The sequence below is a fragment of the Vibrio sp. 10N.247.311.47 genome, assembly GCF_041467535.1.
GTDB lineage: Bacteria > Pseudomonadota > Gammaproteobacteria > Enterobacterales > Vibrionaceae > Vibrio > Vibrio crassostreae_C.
The window spans coordinates 66,150-84,987 of record NZ_JBFSUR010000010.1 but is presented as its reverse complement, the minus strand read 5'-3'; the positions used below and the strand labels follow the sequence as shown (position 1 = coordinate 84,987).

Sequence of the window (18,838 nt, the reverse complement as noted above, 5' to 3'; positions counted from 1 at the left end):
GTTAAATTGGAACCCGTTAATTCTATTCTCTGTACTTGTTTTCGCCCCTTTTAGCAGTACATCAAAGGAAAGTAGTACCCAATTTATGTTTAGATTCTATCGTAAGCAGAAGTTTAAGCGCCTTCAAAATACCCTAATGCTGGCATTTCTTGTCCTCAGTATTACCCCTGTGACACTTATCGCGATATTTTTCCTCCAATCGCACAGTCAGGATCTCCAGGAACAAAGCACCTCACACCTTGTTTCGGTTCGTGATACTAAGCAGCAGCAAATTGTCGATTACCTACAAGCTCAAGAATCCCAAGTGATGGGCTTTGTTCGCTCAGAATTGGCCAATGCCAGTGGCGGGCGATTTTATGGTTTGATCAATGCATTTCAACGATTGGGGTTAGATATTGACGAGGCACGCAGTAATGCACAGCAGCGCTATATTCAAGGCTCTGGCGATCAAATCAAAACGTCGATCCTCCCTGAATCCAGCAGCTTTATTGGCAGCGAGCGTTATCGCCTGCTCCACAAGCGCTACCATAATGCTTACCTAGAACTGCTTAAACGCTCTGATTTTGACGATATTCTCTTAGTTGATATCAACGGTAACGTCGCTTATTCCGTCTTTAAAAATGACGATTACGGCACCAATCTGCTGACAGGAAAATACAAGGACTCCAACCTAGGTATTACCTTTCAACGACTAGCCAAAGACGTAACCGACCGACGCAAATCTAACGAAGATTACACGCCGGTTATCGTTTCTGACTTTAAAGACGAGAATGGCAAACAGACCGCATGGCTAGGCGCACCTATCGTTCAACAAGGCTACCTACACAGTTACGCGATGTTTAGGCTACCAATCAACGGCATTACTAAGTTGATTGCGGATCTCAACAAGAGTTCGAATATTCAAACGCTGCTTGTAGGTGATGATCACCTGCCGCGTAGCCTTGCTCATTCACAAGAATCTATCAACTTGAGCCTAGATGTTGTCGATAAAGCATTGGCTGGCGAAACAGCGGTTGGCACCTTCGACAACACCCTAGATCAAGCGATCATCGCGGCATATACGCCAATTGAGCTGAAATACGCAACATGGGCTCTTGTCGTAGAGCTGCCAGAGAAAGAGGCGTTTGCCCGTATTCATCAGTTAGAAAAGATCTTCGTGATCGTGATGCTAACGGCGATCATTCTGGTAGTCGTTGCATCGCACTATCTGTCTAACTTCATCACATCCCCACTGCTTAAACTGACGTGGGCTGCCGAAAAAGTATCGGCGGGTGATCTCGATGAAACCATGATCAATACCGAGCGCAAAGATGAGATAGGCCGACTCGCGGTGAGCTTCGAAAGAATGCAGCGATCTATTCGTGAAAAAATGCAGCTCATCAAAAGCCAAAACGATGAGCTTGAGGACAACCTTAAGACCATTCAAAAGCAAAACGAAGAGTTACAACTGGCAAATAAACTCAAAGATGAGTTCTTAGCGACTACTTCACATGAATTGAGAACACCACTGCATGGCATGGTGGGTATCGCTGAAGCGTTGATATCTGGAGCGAACGGCCCTATTCCTGCTAATCAGAAATATCAGTTGGATATCATCATCAATAGCGGTCAGAGATTGGCGACCTTGGTTGATGATCTGCTTGATTATCACAAGATGCGCTATGGCAGCTTAGATATTAAGAAATCAGCCGTTGATTTGTCGGCAGCCACCAGCTTGGTCCTAGAGTTGTCTCATCACCTATTGGGCAATAAGCCAATCCGTATTATTAACCAAGTCCCAAGTGATTTAGGTCTGGTTTCATCGGATCCTCAACGACTTGAGCAAGTGATGTATAACTTGGTCGGCAATGCCATCAAGTACACCTCAGAAGGTAAAATTGTTATCTCTGCCAGCGTTATCGATGACAACATTCGTGTACAAGTTGTCGATACTGGCCAAGGTATACCGGCCGAGTACCTTGAGCACATCTTTGAGCCATTGATTCAAGCAGGCCAAGATGCGAGTAACTACCGCCAAGGTGCAGGGCTTGGATTATCGATCAGTCGTCAGTTGATCGAGCTAATGGGCGGTTCACTGTACGTTAGTAGCCAACCAATGCTCGGCACTACGTTTAGCTTTACCCTGCCCCTAGCTACTCAAGATGAGTTAGACAGTTACAACGAATCAGGTCACTACTCGCACTTCCAAGCGCCTGATTTAATTGATAACAGCCAACAAGAAAACAGTGTTATCAGTGAAAACCCAGATGGCCCGTTATTGGTTATCGCCGATGATGAGCCGGTTAACCTGCGAGTATTAGACAGCTTCTTGAAGTTAGAAGGTTATCGAGTACGTACTGCATGTGATGGCCCTGAAACCATTGAACTGATTGAGAAAGAGAAGCCAGAGCTGCTTCTACTCGACATCATGATGCCAGGAATGAGCGGCTATCAGGTTTGTGAAGCACTGCGTAAGCAATACGATCATGCTCAGTTGCCAATCATCATGCTAACGGCACTCAACCAAGCAGAAGACCGTGTTCGAGGTTTCGAAGCTGGCGCCAATGACTACTTGTCTAAACCGTTCAACAAACAAGAACTAGCGGCTCGAATTACAGCACATCTATCAGCAAGCAAAGCTGAACAAAGACGCCTTGAAAACGACCAACTGCAACTCGAGCTCAAACATAGAGCGATGGTTGAGGCTAACTTGTTAGAAACTCAAGGCCGCTTATTAGAGCAACTAGAATCGGCACCTGAAGCCATCATCTGTATTCGTGACGACCAACGTATTCGCTTTGCTAACGAAGCTGCGGCGAAGCTATTCAGACGCGGACAAGAACAACTTAAACGCTCAATGGCCGACGAGATCATTGCGCCTAAATACCTTAAGGTAGAACAAGCCCACTACTGCGGTGATATTGATATCTATATAGACGATACACGTCAGCGCATACCAAGTGACATCCTTAAGCTGCCTGAAGGCTCAGGGCTCGACACCATGTATATCTTCAATGTAGGTGGTGGTGTTAACTCAAACCGAATCAATAACCTTGAAACGGCGGTTGAAGCTCTCTCTAGTTATGCCTTTGAAGGCGACAAAGATAAGTTGCAACAGTTGAAGGAGCTTGGCGGAGAATTTACTCGTCTTGCTGACAAGGCAACCGGTGAAGGTAAAAACAAGCAAGAGTTAATGCGCGAGGTACTGGTCGATGCGATGACGAATGCCATCATCTACTGGGAATCGGTGACTGGTGAAACCAAGTTCGCTTTCGCCGAGAAGAGTGGCTTGTGGCGCGTCTACTTAGACCGCAGTACGCTGCAAACTCGAACGCTAGACAAATACCTACGCGTAGAAACCCTACCGAAAACCCCTCGCTGGCGAACGGTACTGAGCTCAATCGAATTCATACTGGAACACTGTAAAGAACAGACGCCAGAAAGAACCCATATTGAGATGCTAAGAGATAAACTTCAGAAACTACTGACCAGTTAATCCCTGAACCAACATCACGATACTTTGAATAATGGAGCCCACCTAGCGTGGGCTTTTTTGTACGCCTAATAATCACAAAAAGTAGAATCCCATCGCTTGCAACGCACTTTTTTTACGCCCTTAAACAAGGAGGAATTCACGCCAATTACGTACAGTGTGAGCTCGTAACCGTCAGTACTTTTCGTTCTATTCTCAATCATATCTGACTCTTTGTTGCAGTTTGAGAAGCGAGTCACAACAGAACGGCAGATTTAATTTTCTAGGGAAATTTAACGTAAAACTGGCAAGTGACCGAGATCTACAATTATACCAACGTAGGGGAAGGCATTATAATAAAAAGCCTTTAAAGTTAGTGATCACTTACAACCTGCAAGAACCTCAAAACCAAATGCGAGTCACATCACTTTAACAATTGCGTACGAAAAACCACCAAAGCAACCTATTTTGACGTTAATGACGTGGGGTTGTGTGTTTTTAACATTTTTGACGGGAAACGAGTTTGATTAATTCATCGATAAGGTGTTTTCTTACTCCTGCCAAAGGCCTACAGGCCACTCTTACCACTTCTCAGAATCAACGATGAATCTGGAGCAACGAAGAAGAGGTAGGCCTTTAACCAGAGTGTGTATCTACTAAACAATTTAGCGACAGATAACATTCAATCCATTAGTGAAATGAAAGCAAATAGTAAGGAACAGCTATGCTTGCCAATATAAAAAAAACAGCAATAGCAACAGCAATTATTGCAACTGCTACAACAGGTTTTGCATCAGTAGCAACCGCTGCAGAACGCAGTGAACTGACCGTTCACCCGAAAGAGTACACTACATTCGTACGTAACTTTAACCCGTACCTTGGTGCTACTAACCTACATACTACAACTGACTTCATGTATGAGCCGCTAGTAGTATTTAACGAAATGCACGGTAACACTCCAGTGTTCCGTCTAGCTGAAAACTTCAAGATGTCAGATGATCTGATGAGCGTTGTTTTCGACATTCGTAAGGGTGTTAAATGGTCAGACGGAGAAACTTTCTCTGCTGATGATGTTGTTTTTTCTTTCAACCTTGTAAAAGAGAAGCCAGAGCTTGACCAATCTGGTATCAACTCTTGGGTAACTTCTGTAGAAAAACTGAACGACAACCAAGTTAAGTTCACACTAACAGAAGCAAACTCAAACGTACCTTACGAGATTGCTAAAGTACCTGTAGTACCTAAGCACATCTGGAAAGACGTTAAAGATCCATCAACGTTTACCAATGAGAACCCGGTAGGTTCTGGTCCATTTACAGAAATCGATACGTTTACAGCGCAGCTATACATCCAGTGTGCAAACCCGAACTACTGGGATGCAGACAACCTAGATGTTGACTGTCTACGTGTTCCACAAATTGCGAACAACGACCAATTCCTAGGTAAAGTTGTAAACAGTGAAATGGACTGGACGTCTTCTTTCGTTCCAGATATCGATCGTACATACGCAGCAGCTAGCCCTAAACACCACTACTGGTACCCGCCAGCAGGTACACAGGCATTCATCGTTAACTTCAAGCACCCTGATGCTGCGAAGCATGAAGCATTGAGCAACGTTGACTTCCGTCGTGCTTTCTCTATGGCTCTTGACCGTCAAACTATCATCGACATCGCATTCTACGGTGGCGGTACTGTAAACGATTTCGCATCGGGTCTTGGCTACGCGTTTGAAGCTTGGTCTGATGAAAAAACTCATGACAAGTACAAAGGCTTCAACACTTACAACGCTGAAGGCGCGAAGAAGCTTCTTGCTGACGCTGGCTTCAAAGATGTAAACAAAGATGGTTTTGTTGACACTCCATCAGGCAAGTCTTTCGAACTAATGATTCAATCGCCAAACGGCTGGACTGACTTCAACAACACAGTTCAACTAGCGGTAGAACAGCTAAACGAAATCGGTATTAAAGCAAAAGCTCGTACACCTGACTTCTCTGTTTACAACCAAGCAATGCTTGAAGGTACATACGACGTAGCATACACAAACTACTTCCACGGTGCGGATCCATACACGTACTGGAACAGTGCTTACAACTCATCACTACAATCTGGTGATGGTATGCCTCGTTTCGCAATGCACTTCTACAAAAACGACAAGCTAGATGGTCTTCTAAACAGCTTCTACAAAACAGCTGATAAGAACGAACAGCTAGATATTGCACACGGTATCCAGCAAATCATCGCTGCAGACCAAGTGACAATCCCTGTGATGTCTGGTGCTTACATGTACCAATACAACACAACTCGCTTCACTGGTTGGTGGAACGAAGAAAATCCAAAAGGCCGTCCAAACATTTGGGCTGGTATTCCAGAGCGTCTACTTCATGTACTGGACCTAAAACCAGTTAAATAAGTAATCGTTCAATCCTTGCGGCGTAACCTCTTACGCCGCTTATAAAAATCCCCACACTCTCAATTGAAAGTATGGCGCTAGTCGTCAGGGGATTTTTCGTTCCAAATTTCGCTAGGAGCGACCTGAATCCAGAAACAGGGAAACAATCTGGGTGAGTAAGGTGTGAGTTATGGGTTATTTTTTAAGACGTTTGTCATTTTATTTTGTCGCGCTATTAGTTGCTGCGACGTTAAACTTTATTATTCCAAGAGCAATGCCTGGTGACCCAGTTACCATGATGTTTGCGAACGCTTCTGTACAAGTTACTCCAGAGCGTATTGCTGCAATGAAAGAACTATTAGGCTTCGTTGATGGTGGCTACTTAGTTCAATACGTGGCGTACATGAAGAACATTCTTAGCTGGGAACTTGGTACATCAATTCAATTCTACCCACTTTCTGTAAACACACTGTTGGGTGGAGCATTCGGTTGGTCGCTTTTCTTAGCCGGCACCGCAGTTATTCTTTCTTTCTCGATTGGTTCAATCCTAGGTATTTTCGCAGCGTGGAAACGCGGCAGTAAGTACGATGCCTTCGTAACGCCAGGGATGCTGATTCTACAAGCCGTTCCTCAAGTTGTTATCGCGATGATTGCACTATTTACCTTTGCAATTGGCTTGAAGTGGTTCCCAACAGGGTATGCCTACACCGCTGGTACTATACCTGATTGGACAAGCTGGGCATTCATTAAAGATGTCGCTTACCACGCCTTCTTACCACTGTTCTGTGCTTCTGTTGTTCAAATTGGTGGCTTCCTAGTAAACATGCGTAACAACATGATCAACCTACTAGCCGAAGACTACATCACCATGGCGAAAGGCAAAGGCCTGAGCGAAAACCGAGTGGTATTCAACTACGCAGCTCGTAACGCGATGCTACCTAGTGTGACAGCCCTTTCAATGTCGCTAGGTATGGCAATCGGTGGTCAGTTAATTATCGAAATCATCTTTAACTACCCGGGTCTTGGCAGCGTACTTTTCAACGCAATTAACGCTCGTGACTACCAAGTACTGCAAGGTCAGCTGCTTATCATGACGCTATTCATGCTGTTCTTTAACCTAGTTGCAGACATGCTTTACGTTGTTCTTGACCCTCGTCTTCGTAAGGGTGGTAAATAATCATGAAAGACTTTCTAAAACTCATTTGGCGTAACCCGATGGCCCTAACAGGCGTCATCATCCTAAGTATTTTTATTCTTGGCGCGATTGCAGCTCCATTAATCACCAAACATGTACCAGACAAGCGTACAGGTAACCCACACGAATATCCTGGTTTCGTGGTGAAGTCTGCACAAACTAACCCTGATGGCTGGGTTGCTCAAAATCTAGCAGACGACCGTCGTACATTGATCATGTCTAAAAAAGCAGACCACGTACTAGGTACAACTCGTATGGGTCGTGACGTTTGGTCTCAAGTGGTATACGGCGCACGCGTATCTCTTGCTGTAGGTTTTGGTGCGGGTCTAACCGTATGTTTACTCGCAACTGTTATTGGTGTTTCTGCAGGTTACTTCGGTGGCCGTGTCGATGACGTTCTAACAGCCGCAATGAACATCATGCTGGTAATCCCTCAATACCCATTACTGTTCGTAGTAGCAGCCTTTATCGGTGAGGCAGGGCCACTCACCATAACCTTGGTTATCGGCTTTATGTCCTGGGCTTGGGGCGCCCGTGTTGTTCGCTCCCAGACCTTAGCACTGCGTGAAAAAGAGTTTGTAAAAGCCGCTGAAGTTTTGGGTGAATCTTCATTCCGCATCATCTTCGTAGAGATTCTGCCAAACCTTATCTCTATCGTTGGCGCAAGCTTCATCGGTTCGGTGATGTACGCAATCATGATGGAAGCAACCATCTCGTTCCTAGGTCTTGGTGACCCGAACACAATCAGCTGGGGCATCATGCTTTACAACGTTCAAACCTCTTCATCAATGCTGATTGGCGCTTGGTGGGAACTGCTGGCTCCTTGTATCGCACTGACACTACTTGTAACTGGCCTTGCTCTACTTAACTTCGCGGTCGATGAAATTGCTAACCCGCAACTGCGTTCTCACAAAGGCATGAAGCGTTGGAAGAAACTAGCAGCACAAGACAAAGAAGAACGTGAACCAGAACTACCACCACAAAATGCACTTTGGAGCGGAGATAAATAATCATGTCTGAACCACTAATTTCTATCCGCAACTTATGCGTGGATTACATCACAGAGTCAGGCGATGTTCGTGCGTGTAACAACGTAAGTTTCGACATCGCTCCAGGTGAAGTATTCGGCCTAGCTGGTGAATCTGGCTGTGGTAAATCAACGGTCGCTTTCTCTCTTATGCGTCTTCATAAGCCGCCCGCTTACATCAGTGGTGGTGAGGTTATCTTCAACGGTGAGAACATCCTTGAATACAGTGATGACCGTATGCAGTCGTTCCGTTGGAGTGAGATGTCGATGGTATTCCAGAGCGCGATGAACGCACTCAACCCAGTACTACCGATGGAAGAGCAGTTCTGTGACGTAATCATGCGTCACACCAACATGACTCGCGAGCAAGCTAAGCAGCGTGCTGAAGGTCTACTTGAAATCGTCGATATTCACCCGAGCCGATTGAGTGACTATCCTCACCAATTCTCTGGCGGCATGCGTCAGCGCTTGGTTATTGCTATCGCGTTAGCACTGAATCCAAAGCTGATCATTATGGATGAGCCGACAACCGCACTTGATGTGGTTGTGCAACGCGAAATCCTACAAAAGATCTATGCACTGAAAGAAGAGTTTGGCTTCTCGATTCTGTTCATCACCCATGACTTGTCATTGATGGTCGAGTTCTCTGACCGCATCGGCATCATGTACTCAGGTGAGCTAATCGAAGTAGCTAACTCTCAAGATATTCTAGAAAACCCTTACCACCCTTACACCAAAGGGTTGGGAAGTTCTTTCCCTCCACTGACAGGGCCAAAGACAAAGTTAGCAGGTATTCCGGGTAACCCTCTGAACCTGTTAGAGATCCCTGAAGGGTGTCGTTTCCAAGCTCGTTGTGACCGTGTACATGAAACGTGTACCAAGGTGCCAACCAAGCTGCGTTCTATCGACCCGGGACATTTGTCTAACTGCCACCTGTACGGTGACCCAATAGTACAAAGGAAGCTATAGCTTGCACGCTGACTCAGCGTGAATAACGAACAAGGCGGCTCGACCGCCTAAAAACAAGCAAAGCGAATAAGGATTCTGGAGACAATTATGAGCAAAGATTTCGGTCAATTATTGGTAGAAGGCAAGAATGTCGTAAAAGACTTCCCAATAAGCAGTACCACCATTCAAACCCCAATGATGCGTGCGATTAACGACGTGTCATTCAAGATGTACAAAAGCCGTGGCCTAGCAGTGGTTGGTGAGTCTGGTTCAGGCAAATCAACAACCGCAAAAATGATCGCAAAAATGTACGCACCTTCAGGTGGCATGATCGAATACAAAGGTCGTGATATCCAAGAGATCTCAAGCAGAAAAGATCTTATGCACTACCGTGAAGGTGTGCAGATGGTATGGCAAGACCCGTTTGGTTCATTGAACCCAACACACAATATCTTCCACCACATTGCTCGACCACTGTTGATCCACAAGAAGGTAACCCCGGGCAATAAGAGAGAACTAGAAGAACGTGTTTACGATCTTTTAGAGCAAGTGGGCCTGATCCCACCAAAAGAGACGGCGAAGAAGTACCCTCACCAACTGTCTGGCGGCCAACGTCAACGTGTCAACCTAGCCCGCAACATCGCGGTAGGTGCCGAAGTTGTACTAGCCGATGAGCCAACTTCAATGCTTGATGTATCGATTCGTGCCGGTGTTTTGAACCTGATGGAAGAGATGAAGTTCGAGAAGCAAATGTCTCTGCTTTACATCACTCACGATATCGCAACCGCTCGTTACATCGCTGAAGACCTTTCGGTGATGTACGTGGGACACATGGTGGAATGGGGCGATACCGATGACGTGATTGCTAACCCTCAGCACCCATACACCCAATTGCTTGTTTCGGCCGTTCCAGATCCTAAGAAGTCGATCCACGAGCAACTTGCAGGCAACAAAGGTGAGATTCCTCTGTGGACACCAGTATCAGCAGGCTGCCCATTTGCAGGCCGATGTACTCACGCAATGGATAAGTGCAAAGAGCAGCTACCAGGGGTTACGCAGCTCGCTGATAACCACTTTGTGCGCTGTTACCTACACGAAAGCTAAGCAATAAAACCCAAGTTAGGGTCTTCGGACCCTAACTATTTATATCCAAAACATTCAAGTACCTAGCCAATAGAAACTAGGACTGTCGGAGAATATTGATGCTGTTATTGACCAACCATATTGGCTATGAGTCCACAGGCCCGAAGCAAGCTATCCTACAAACTAAGAAAGCTCGCCTATCAAGCACTACGGCTCTACTCGTCTGTGCTGACAACCATATGACTGTCGGAAATTTTGATGTGGTTAAACAAGGCCGCGTAGCAAATTGGCATCAAGGGCAATTCTTCACTATTGATTTCAGTTCAGTCACTGAATCTGGTCACTACTACCTACGTTTTGACAACCTGCGTTCAGAAGTATTTGAGATTGGTAGCAACCTATTAATGAACCACACGTTTTCTGATGTGCTTCATTACTTTAAGTCACAACGCTGTGGCGGGATTTTCGACAAAAAAGATCGACAAGCACAAATTCTAGGTACCGACCGATACGTCGATGTCCACGGTGGATGGTATGACGCATCAGGTGATGTCAGTAAGTATTTTAGCCACCTGTCTTATGGTAACTACCTAAACCCACAACAAATTCCGATGGTCGTTTGGAACATGCTAAAAAGCGTACGCTTGACTGGCCATAACCCAGACTTCCCGAAATTCTCCATGACTCGTCTAACGGAAGAGGCTCTGTTCGGTGCCGACTTCTTAGTGCGTATGCAAGACGCTGACGGATACTTCTATATGACGGTATTCGACAAATGGAGCAAAGATATCAACCAACGCGATATCTGCGCTTATGCGACTCAAGAAGGTCATAAATCAACGGACTTACAAGCGGGCTACCGACAAGGTGCAGGTGTTGCTATCGCAGCATTAGCCGCAGCTTCTGAGCTTGAAATCTCTGGTAGCTACTCGAGCCACACATACCTTGAAATGGCGGTTAAGGGTTACTGGCATCTAAAAGAGTATAACCTCCAGTATCTAAACGATGGTGAAGAGAACATCATCGATGAGTATTGCGCCCTACTCGCAGCCAATGAGCTGTATCGCGTAACACAAGACCAGCAATACCTATCAGAAGCAAGAACTTGGGCGACTCGTTTAATCTCTCGTCAGCAATCCGATGATTCATTTGAGCACTTCTGGTCGGCAAACTCTGATGGCTCTCGTCCATACTTTCACGCAGCTGAAGCCGGTCTTCCTGTGATTGCACTATGTGAATACATCGACAACGAAACCGATGCTGAATTAAAAGAACAGGCGCGCACAGTTGTTGAACAAGCTTGTCAGTTCGAAATCAACATCACCGACAAAGTCACCAACCCATTTGGCTATCCAAGACAATACGTTAAATCTGTCGATGGTGATAAACGTGATGCCTTCTTCGTCGCTCAACAGAACGAAACCGGTTACTGGTGGCAAGGCGAGAACGCACGCCTTGGCTCACTCGCAACCATGGCTTACCTAGTTCAACCGCACATTAAAGATAGCGAACTTCAAGAGCGCTTAATCCAGCTTTCACAAAATAGCCTTGATTGGATCTTGGGCCTCAACCCATACCACATGTGCATGCTCGATGGTCATGGCCATAACAACCCAGACTACCTACCTCAGCTTGGGTTCTTCAATGCGAAAGGCGGTATCTGTAATGGCATCACAGCTGGTTTTGAAGATGAACAAGACATTGCGTTCAATCCACCAGCACAAAAAGATGACATGCTTCAAAACTGGCGCTGGGGTGAGCAATGGATCCCTCATGGTGCGTGGTTCTTATTAGCAACCGCTGCACAGTTCAACTTCTTAGCTCAGCGTAAGGAGCAATAATAATGACTCTTTACTACGTCGGTATTGATGGTGGTGGTACTTCTTGTCGTGCTCGTATTCGTGACGCTCAAGGCAAACTGATTGGTGAAGCGAAAAGTGGCAGTGGCAACATCCTTTTGGGTGTTGATGTTGCGATGAGCTCAATTATTGATGCCATCACAAAAGCGGCACAACAAGGGCAACTCAACTCAGACCATTTTTCAAATATGCATGTTGGCCTAGCGCTGGCTGGCGCTGAGCAAAAATCAGCATGGTTCGACTTCATGGCTCAACCACACCCTTTCGCAAGCATGACACTAAATACCGACGCTTATGGCGCTTGCATTGGTGCTCACAATGGCCAAGACGGCGCAATCATGATCGGTGGTACGGGTTCTTGCGGTATCTTCCTAAAAGACGGTGAGCAACATGTGGTTGGCGGTCGTGAATTTCCGATTTCAGATCAAGGCGGCGGCGCAGTCATGGGCTTACGTTTGATTCAACAAGTCTTGCTTGCAGAAGACGGTATTCGCAACAAAACCCCGCTGACTCTACATGTGATGAATCACTTTAATAATGATGTGGATGCCATTGTCGAATGGTCAAAAGGTGCTATTCCAAAGGATTACGGTCAATTCTCACCAGTTATTTTTCAACTCGCTAACGAAGGTGACGAACTGGCTATCGATATGCTCAAGCAAACCGCGGCTGATATCGAAATGTTTGTCTTAGCACTGCATCGAAAAGGCGCTGACAAGGTGTGCTTAATGGGAAGTATCGCTGAGCGTATTCTCAACTGGCTATCACCACCAGTACAACAATGGATCGTTAAACCTCAATTCGACGCTATTGAAGGCGCATTGATGTTTGCCGGAAAACCACAACACAACTTGTATCAACAGGCTTAGCAGGGAAGTTATATGAATTATCGCATCGACTTAGCTGTTCTTTCTGAACAAAAAAATAACTGCCGATTTGGCCTTACGGTACATAACTTAAGTGACCTCGACGTAAAAGATTGGTCTCTGCACTTTGCATTTGATCGTTTCATCCTTCCAGAGAGTTTATCGCAAGGAGAGCTGACTCAAGTTGGCAGCTTTTGCTCATTCACACCAAGTTCGTCAGTGTTAAAGGCCAACAACCATTACTACCTTGAATTCAGTATTCAAAGCGCACCATTCCGCTTCTATTCTGATGGCCTTAACGATGCCTTTATCCAGTCACATAATGATGGAGAAACATCGGTACTGCCTGTCGCGATATCACCCATAGTACTGGCTTCGCCATACCGTGAACGCAATCAAATACCTGAAGTTAACGCTGCTGAGATTGCATTGATTCCTCAGCCTAATCAGATCGAATTTCAGCAAGGTAGTTTCGCGCTAAGTAACTTCGCGCTAAATAACGACTGCAGAATTGAGGTTCAATCTCATCTTGCTGATAAGGCAGTCTCTTGGTTCCAGCAAGAGTTGCTCTCGACCTTTGAGCTGTCTCTTTCGACCGCGCTTTCAGCTGAACTTTCAAAAGACGAAAGCGGCAACATTCTATTTCGCAGCAACCCGACGTTAGATGAAGCCGAATACAAACTGACCATCACTGCACAACAGATTATTGCTGAATCAGGCAGCCAGTCGGGCTTTACACACGCTGTGGCAAGCTTGATTCAACTAGTTCAACAACTGGACGCAGAGAACTTCTCTCTACCATGTTGCAAGATAGCCGACCAACCGCGCTTTAAGTACCGCGGCATGATGTTGGACTGCGCTCGTCACTTCCACTCAGTAGAGCAAGTGAAGCGTTTAATCAATCAACTGGCGCACTACAAGTTCAACGTATTTCATTGGCACCTAACTGACGATGAAGGTTGGAGAATTGAGATAAAGAGCCTGCCACAGCTAACAGAAATTGGCGCTTGGCGTGGCCCTGATCATGCACTAGAGCCGCAATATACCCACATTGCGGAAAACTACGGCGGCTTCTACACGCAACAACAAATTCGTGAAGTCATTGAATATGCAGAGCAACGCAGCATCACGGTGATCCCAGAGATCGATATTCCGGGACACTGCCGTGCCGCAATCAAATCACTGCCTGACATGTTGGTAGAGCAAGCTGACACTACTCAATACAAAAGCATTCAGCACTACAACGACAACGTCCTAAACCCAGGTTTACCAGGCACTTACCAATTTCTAGATGCAGTTATTGAAGAAGTCGCAGAGCTGTTCCCGAGCGAATTAATTCACATGGGTGCAGACGAAGTGCCACCGGGAGTGTGGAGCAACAGCCCTGCTGCTCAAGCGTTGATGAAAGAACACCAGTACCAAGACAGCAAAGACCTACAAGGTCACCTATTCCGCTATGCCGAAAACAAGCTTAAGCAACTCGGCAAACGCATGGTCGGCTGGGAAGAAGCACAGCACGGCGACAAAGTGAGTAAAGAGACCATCATCTACTCATGGCTCAGTGAAGAAGCGGCTGTCAATTGCGCTCGCCAAGGCTTTGATGTGGTGTTGCAACCTGCACAGTTTACCTATCTCGACATGACCCAAGATTATGCACCGGAAGAACCGGGCGTAGATTGGGCTGCCGTTATCCCATTAGAACAAGCTTATACCTACGAAGCACTTGCTGAGATATCCGACACCGACCCAATTCGTAAGCGGATCCGCGGAATTCAGTGTGCTCTATGGTGTGAGATCGTCACCAACCAAAAGCGTATGGATTACATGGTATTTCCAAGAATTAGCGCTTTAGCTGAAGGATGTTGGACACATAAAAACAACCGAAACTGGCTAGATTACCTGTCTCGCCTAAAGGGTCACTTGCCGCTACTCGACAGACTCAATGTTGACTATCGCAACCCTTGGAAAGCTCAATAAAACAAAACCAAAGCGACACTCATATCGAGTGGTTGCTGACTCAAATTAAGGTGCTCAGTTAGATACGACTCAGCATCACTATTTAAAAATTAGCTGCATAGATGCAGTTTGTTAAAAAGGAAATGACAATGAAATACGGCTATTTCGATAACGACAATCGCGAATACGTCATCACTCGCCCTGATGTACCAGCACCTTGGACCAACTACCTAGGTACTGAAAAGTTTTGTACCGTGATTTCGCACAATGCGGGCGGTTACTCGTTCTACAACTCTCCGGAATACAACCGTGTTACTAAGTTCCGTCCAAACGGCACCTTTGACCGTCCTGGACACTATGTTTACTTGCGTGATGATGAGACGGGTGATTACTGGTCTATCTCTTGGCAACCAGTGGCCAAGAGCCTAGATGAAGCGAACTACGAGGTTCGTCACGGCCTGTCATACTCAAAGTTCAAATGTGAATACAGCGGCATTACCGCAACCAAGACGCTATTCGTACCTAAGGGTGAAGATGCAGAAGTTTGGGACGTTGTATTAAAGAACAACACTGACAAGCCACGTACTATCAGCACTTTCTCGTTTGTTGAGTTCTCTTTCAGCCATATTCAATCAGACAATCAAAACCATCAGATGTCTTTGTACTCTGCGGGCACGTCTTACCAAGAAGGTGTTCTGGAATACGACCTGTACTACAACACTAACGACTTTGAAGGCTTCTACTACCTAGCTTCAACTTTCTCACCAGACAGCTACGATGGCCAACGTGACAACTTCCTTGGTATGTACCGTGATGAAGCAAATCCAATTGCGGTTGAAAACGGTAAGTGTTCTAACAGCGCTCAAACTTGTTACAACCATTGTGGTTCTCTGCACAAGCAATTTACGATTCAACCCGGTGAAGAAGTTCGCTTTGCGTATGTACTCGGTATCGGTAAAGGCAACGGTGAACGCCTACGTGAGAAGTACCAAGACACAGCAAACGTAGACGCCGCTTTCCAAGGCATCAAAGATCACTGGGACGAGCGTTGCAACAAATTCCAAGTTAAGTCGCCAAACGAAGGCTTAGACACAATGATCAACACGTGGACGCTATACCAAGCGGAAACCTGTGTGGTTTGGTCACGCTTTGCATCATTCATCGAAGTTGGCGGTCGTACTGGTCTTGGTTACCGTGATACGGCTCAAGATGCTATTTCAGTACCCCATGCCAACCCACAAATGACCAAGAAACGTATTATCGACCTGCTTCGCGGCCAAGTGAAAGCGGGCTACGGTCTACACTTGTTCGATCCTGACTGGTTCGATCCAGAGAAAGCCGACGTTGAGCCATCAAAATCACCAACAGTTGTTCCAACACCGTCAGATGACGACAAGATCCACGGCATTGAAGACACATGTTCTGATGACCACCTATGGATCGTTCCGACCATTATCAAATACGTAATGGAAACCGGTGAGCACGACTTCTTCGATGAAGTGATTCCATACGCAGACGGTGGCGAGGCGACAGTTTATGAACACATGAAAGCGGCACTGAACTTCTCTGCTGAATACGTGGGTCAAACGGGTATCTGTAAAGGTCTTCGAGCTGACTGGAATGACTGTTTGAACCTAGGTGGTGGTGAATCTTCAATGGTTTCATTCCTACACTTCTGGGCGCTACAAGAATTCCTAGATCTTGCTAAGTTCCGTAATAACGATGCTGATGTTGCGAAATACACTGAAATGGCAGCTAACGTTCGCGAAGCGTGTGAAACGCACCTTTGGGATGACGAAGGCGGCTGGTACATCCGTGGTCTAACTAAAAATGGCGACAAGATCGGTACCGCTCAACAAGCTGAAGGTCGTGTACACCTTGAGTCAAACACGCTAGCCGTTCTATCTGGTGCGGTATCTCAAGAACGCGGTGAGAAAGCGATGGACGCAGTCGATGAGAACCTATTCTCTGAATACGGCCTACACCTAAATTCTCCATCATTTGCAACACCAAACGATGATATCGGCTTCGTAACTCGCGTTTACCAAGGCGTAAAAGAGAACGGCGCAATCTTCTCTCACCCTAACCCATGGGCCTGGGTGGCAGAAGCGAAGCTAGGCCGTGGTGACCGTGCGATGAAATTCTACGACGCACTGAACCCATACAACCAAAATGACATGATTGAAACACGCTACGCAGAACCATACTCGTACGTGCAGTTCATCATGGGTAAAGACCACCAAGACCACGGCCGTGCAAACCACCCATGGTTAACAGGCACCTCTGGTTGGGCTTACTTTGCGGTAACCAACTTCATTCTAGGTGTTCGTACTGGCTTCGAAGGATTAACGGTTGATCCTTGTATCCCAACGGATTGGCCAGAGTTCGAGGTTACTCGTCAATGGCGTGGCGCTACTTACAACATCACAGTGCAAAACCCGAATGCAGTAAGCAAAGGCGTTGCCTCTATCACTATCAATGGTGAGTCAGTTGAAGGCGCAATCCCAGTACAAGCAGAAGGCAGCGTGAACGATGTTGTCGTTGTTCTAGGCTAGTCACGCAATTTAACGAACAGCTCTTGTCTCAAGTCTTTACAGGCTTGAGACAATGAGACTAAAAGGATTTTCTAATGATTAAATTTGGTACAGGTGGCTGGCGCGCTTTCATTGGTGAGGAGTTCACTAGAGAAAACGTCCGTTTGGTAGCGCAAGCACTCGCTAACATCATCAACAACGAAGATGCAGCCAAGAATGGGTTTGTGATCGGCTATGACCGTCGTTTCCTTTCCGATAAAGCCGCATGTTGGTTTGCAGAAGTACTTGCGGCGAACAACATCAAAGTAAGCTTCATCGATAAGTTTGTTCCAACACCTATCGTGATGTTCCAAGCAAAAGAGATGGGATGCACCTACTCGGCGTGTATTACCGCCTCTCACAACCCAGCCGATTACAATGGCATCAAGGTATTCATTGAAGGTGGCCGTGATGCTGATGAGATCATCACAGAGAAGATCGAACAGCAAATCGCAACACTGACCAACGAAGATATTATTCGTGTCGATTTCGAGCAAGCGTTGAATGACAAAGAGATCGAAATCATCAACCCGATGAACGCCTTTGTTGATTCCATCATTAATGCCATCGATATTGAATCGATTAAGAAAGCGAATCTACGCGTGCTGATCGACCCAATGTTTGGTGTGGCGAAAAACGCTCTGCAAACGGTTCTTATCAACGGTCGTTGTGATGTCGACGTAATCAACGATGGTAAAAACCCAGACTTCGGTGGCCTAATGCCTTCTCCTAGCGCAGCAACGCTCTATCGCTTGAAGCACTTAGTTGCAGCAGAAGGCTATGACATTGGTATTGGTACTGATGGCGATGCCGACCGTTTGGGAATCATCGATGAGAAAGGTCACTTCATTCACCCTAACGAAGTACTACTCCTACTTTACTACTACTTGCTGGAATACAAAGGTTGGAAGGGCTCTGTCGTTCGTAACATCGCAACCACACATCTACTGGATAAAGTCGCGGCAGATCATGGTGAGAAGAGCTTTGAGGTTCCTGTAGGCTTTAAGCATATCAGCTCACAAATGGAGGCCGATGACTCTCTGATTGGTGGCGAAAGTTCAGGTGGTTTAACCATTCGTGGTCACATCAAAGGTAAGGATGGCGTATTTGCTTCAAGCTTACTGGTTGAGATGATCAGTGTGACAGGCAAGAAGTTGTCTGAATTACTTGATGAGATTTACTCTAAATATGGCTATGCCTACACCGCAGAAGGCGATTGTAAGTTTAAACCTTCAGAGAAAGAAGCGCTTTACACTAAGATCTACGTCGAGAAGCAACTGCCTGAATTTGAATACGAAATTGAAAAAGTAAGCTATGAAGATGGTGCCAAGGTGTACTTCAAGAATGGCGGCTGGGTGATTGCTCGCTTCTCAGGAACAGAGCCGTTACTACGAATCTTCGCAGAAATGGAAGATAAAGACACTGCAGAACGTGTTCTTCAAAAAGTGAAAGACTTCCTCTCTCTATAGGCTTATAGAGTGCAGCAGTTTTGTA

Annotated in this window: 11 protein-coding genes; all 11 read left to right on the top strand. The window is 46.1% G+C overall.

All coding sequences use genetic code 11. From position 1 onward, the window contains the following. Positions 1 to 85: 85 nt before the first annotated feature. The 11 genes from AB6E51_RS09055 to AB6E51_RS09005 all read left to right on the top strand — a co-directional run bounded on the left by AB6E51_RS09055 (position 86) and on the right by AB6E51_RS09005 (position 18,813). On the top strand, positions 86 to 3,475 hold the full coding sequence (locus tag AB6E51_RS09055; RefSeq protein ID WP_017063266.1) for a response regulator: 3,390 nt from the start codon (positions 86 to 88) through the stop codon (positions 3,473 to 3,475). 700 nt (positions 3,476 to 4,175) lie between these two features. Then, complete coding sequence (locus tag AB6E51_RS09050) at positions 4,176 to 5,858, top strand: ABC transporter substrate-binding protein (protein ID WP_017056650.1); 1,683 nt, start codon at positions 4,176 to 4,178, stop codon at positions 5,856 to 5,858. 169 nt (positions 5,859 to 6,027) lie between these two features. Then, positions 6,028 to 7,014: an ABC transporter permease gene (locus tag AB6E51_RS09045; protein WP_017059409.1), complete on the top strand. Its 987-nt coding sequence runs from the start codon at positions 6,028 to 6,030 to the stop codon at positions 7,012 to 7,014. A 2-nt stretch (positions 7,015 to 7,016) separates the two neighbouring features. Beyond that, on the top strand, positions 7,017 to 8,042 hold the full coding sequence (locus AB6E51_RS09040) for an ABC transporter permease (RefSeq protein WP_017056648.1): 1,026 nt from the start codon (positions 7,017 to 7,019) through the stop codon (positions 8,040 to 8,042). Positions 8,043 to 8,044: 2 nt separating this feature from the next. Beyond that, positions 8,045 to 9,028 carry an ABC transporter ATP-binding protein gene (locus tag AB6E51_RS09035; RefSeq protein WP_048605693.1) on the top strand — a complete coding sequence of 328 codons (984 nt, stop codon included), beginning with the start codon at positions 8,045 to 8,047 and terminating at the stop codon, positions 9,026 to 9,028. Between the two features lie 87 nt (positions 9,029 to 9,115). Then, on the top strand, positions 9,116 to 10,111 hold the full coding sequence (locus tag AB6E51_RS09030) for an ABC transporter ATP-binding protein (RefSeq protein WP_136973785.1): 996 nt from the start codon (positions 9,116 to 9,118) through the stop codon (positions 10,109 to 10,111). Between the two features lie 98 nt (positions 10,112 to 10,209). Continuing rightward, positions 10,210 to 11,931 carry a glycoside hydrolase family 9 protein gene (locus AB6E51_RS09025; RefSeq protein WP_372057931.1) on the top strand — a complete coding sequence of 574 codons (1,722 nt, stop codon included), beginning with the start codon at positions 10,210 to 10,212 and terminating at the stop codon, positions 11,929 to 11,931. Between the two features lie 2 nt (positions 11,932 to 11,933). Further along, on the top strand, positions 11,934 to 12,818 hold the full coding sequence (locus AB6E51_RS09020) for an N-acetylglucosamine kinase (RefSeq protein WP_102331935.1): 885 nt from the start codon (positions 11,934 to 11,936) through the stop codon (positions 12,816 to 12,818). A 12-nt stretch (positions 12,819 to 12,830) separates the two neighbouring features. Beyond that, a complete protein-coding gene (locus AB6E51_RS09015) occupies positions 12,831 to 14,792 on the top strand; it encodes a beta-N-acetylhexosaminidase (RefSeq protein WP_372057932.1) in 1,962 nt (653 codons plus the stop codon). 128 nt (positions 14,793 to 14,920) lie between these two features. Beyond that, the gene (locus tag AB6E51_RS09010; protein WP_017066806.1) at positions 14,921 to 17,326 is read left to right on the top strand and encodes a GH36-type glycosyl hydrolase domain-containing protein; all 2,406 of its coding nucleotides are present in this window, start codon (positions 14,921 to 14,923) and stop codon (positions 17,324 to 17,326) included. A 74-nt stretch (positions 17,327 to 17,400) separates the two neighbouring features. Continuing rightward, positions 17,401 to 18,813, top strand: a complete 1,413-nt coding sequence (locus tag AB6E51_RS09005; RefSeq protein WP_371724358.1) for a phosphoglucomutase/phosphomannomutase family protein — start codon at positions 17,401 to 17,403, stop codon at positions 18,811 to 18,813. The last annotated feature ends 25 nt before the right edge of the window (positions 18,814 to 18,838 follow it).

Excerpts from the sequence above, each read along its gene's own strand:
- AB6E51_RS09035 (WP_048605693.1), top strand. The coding sequence starts at position 8,045 with ATGTCTGAACCACTAATTTCTATCCGCAACTTATGCGTGGATTACATC.
- AB6E51_RS09030 (WP_136973785.1), top strand. The coding sequence starts at position 9,116 with ATGAGCAAAGATTTCGGTCAATTATTGGTAGAAGGCAAGAATGTCGTA.
- AB6E51_RS09025 (WP_372057931.1), top strand. The coding sequence starts at position 10,210 with ATGCTGTTATTGACCAACCATATTGGCTATGAGTCCACAGGCCCGAAG.
- AB6E51_RS09040 (WP_017056648.1), top strand. The coding sequence starts at position 7,017 with ATGAAAGACTTTCTAAAACTCATTTGGCGTAACCCGATGGCCCTAACA.
- AB6E51_RS09015 (WP_372057932.1), top strand. The coding sequence starts at position 12,831 with ATGAATTATCGCATCGACTTAGCTGTTCTTTCTGAACAAAAAAATAAC.
- AB6E51_RS09045 (WP_017059409.1), top strand. The coding sequence starts at position 6,028 with ATGGGTTATTTTTTAAGACGTTTGTCATTTTATTTTGTCGCGCTATTA.
- AB6E51_RS09010 (WP_017066806.1), top strand. The coding sequence starts at position 14,921 with ATGAAATACGGCTATTTCGATAACGACAATCGCGAATACGTCATCACT.
- AB6E51_RS09050 (WP_017056650.1), top strand. The coding sequence starts at position 4,176 with ATGCTTGCCAATATAAAAAAAACAGCAATAGCAACAGCAATTATTGCA.
- AB6E51_RS09005 (WP_371724358.1), top strand. The coding sequence starts at position 17,401 with ATGATTAAATTTGGTACAGGTGGCTGGCGCGCTTTCATTGGTGAGGAG.
- AB6E51_RS09055 (WP_017063266.1), top strand. The coding sequence starts at position 86 with ATGTTTAGATTCTATCGTAAGCAGAAGTTTAAGCGCCTTCAAAATACC.
- AB6E51_RS09020 (WP_102331935.1), top strand. The coding sequence starts at position 11,934 with ATGACTCTTTACTACGTCGGTATTGATGGTGGTGGTACTTCTTGTCGT.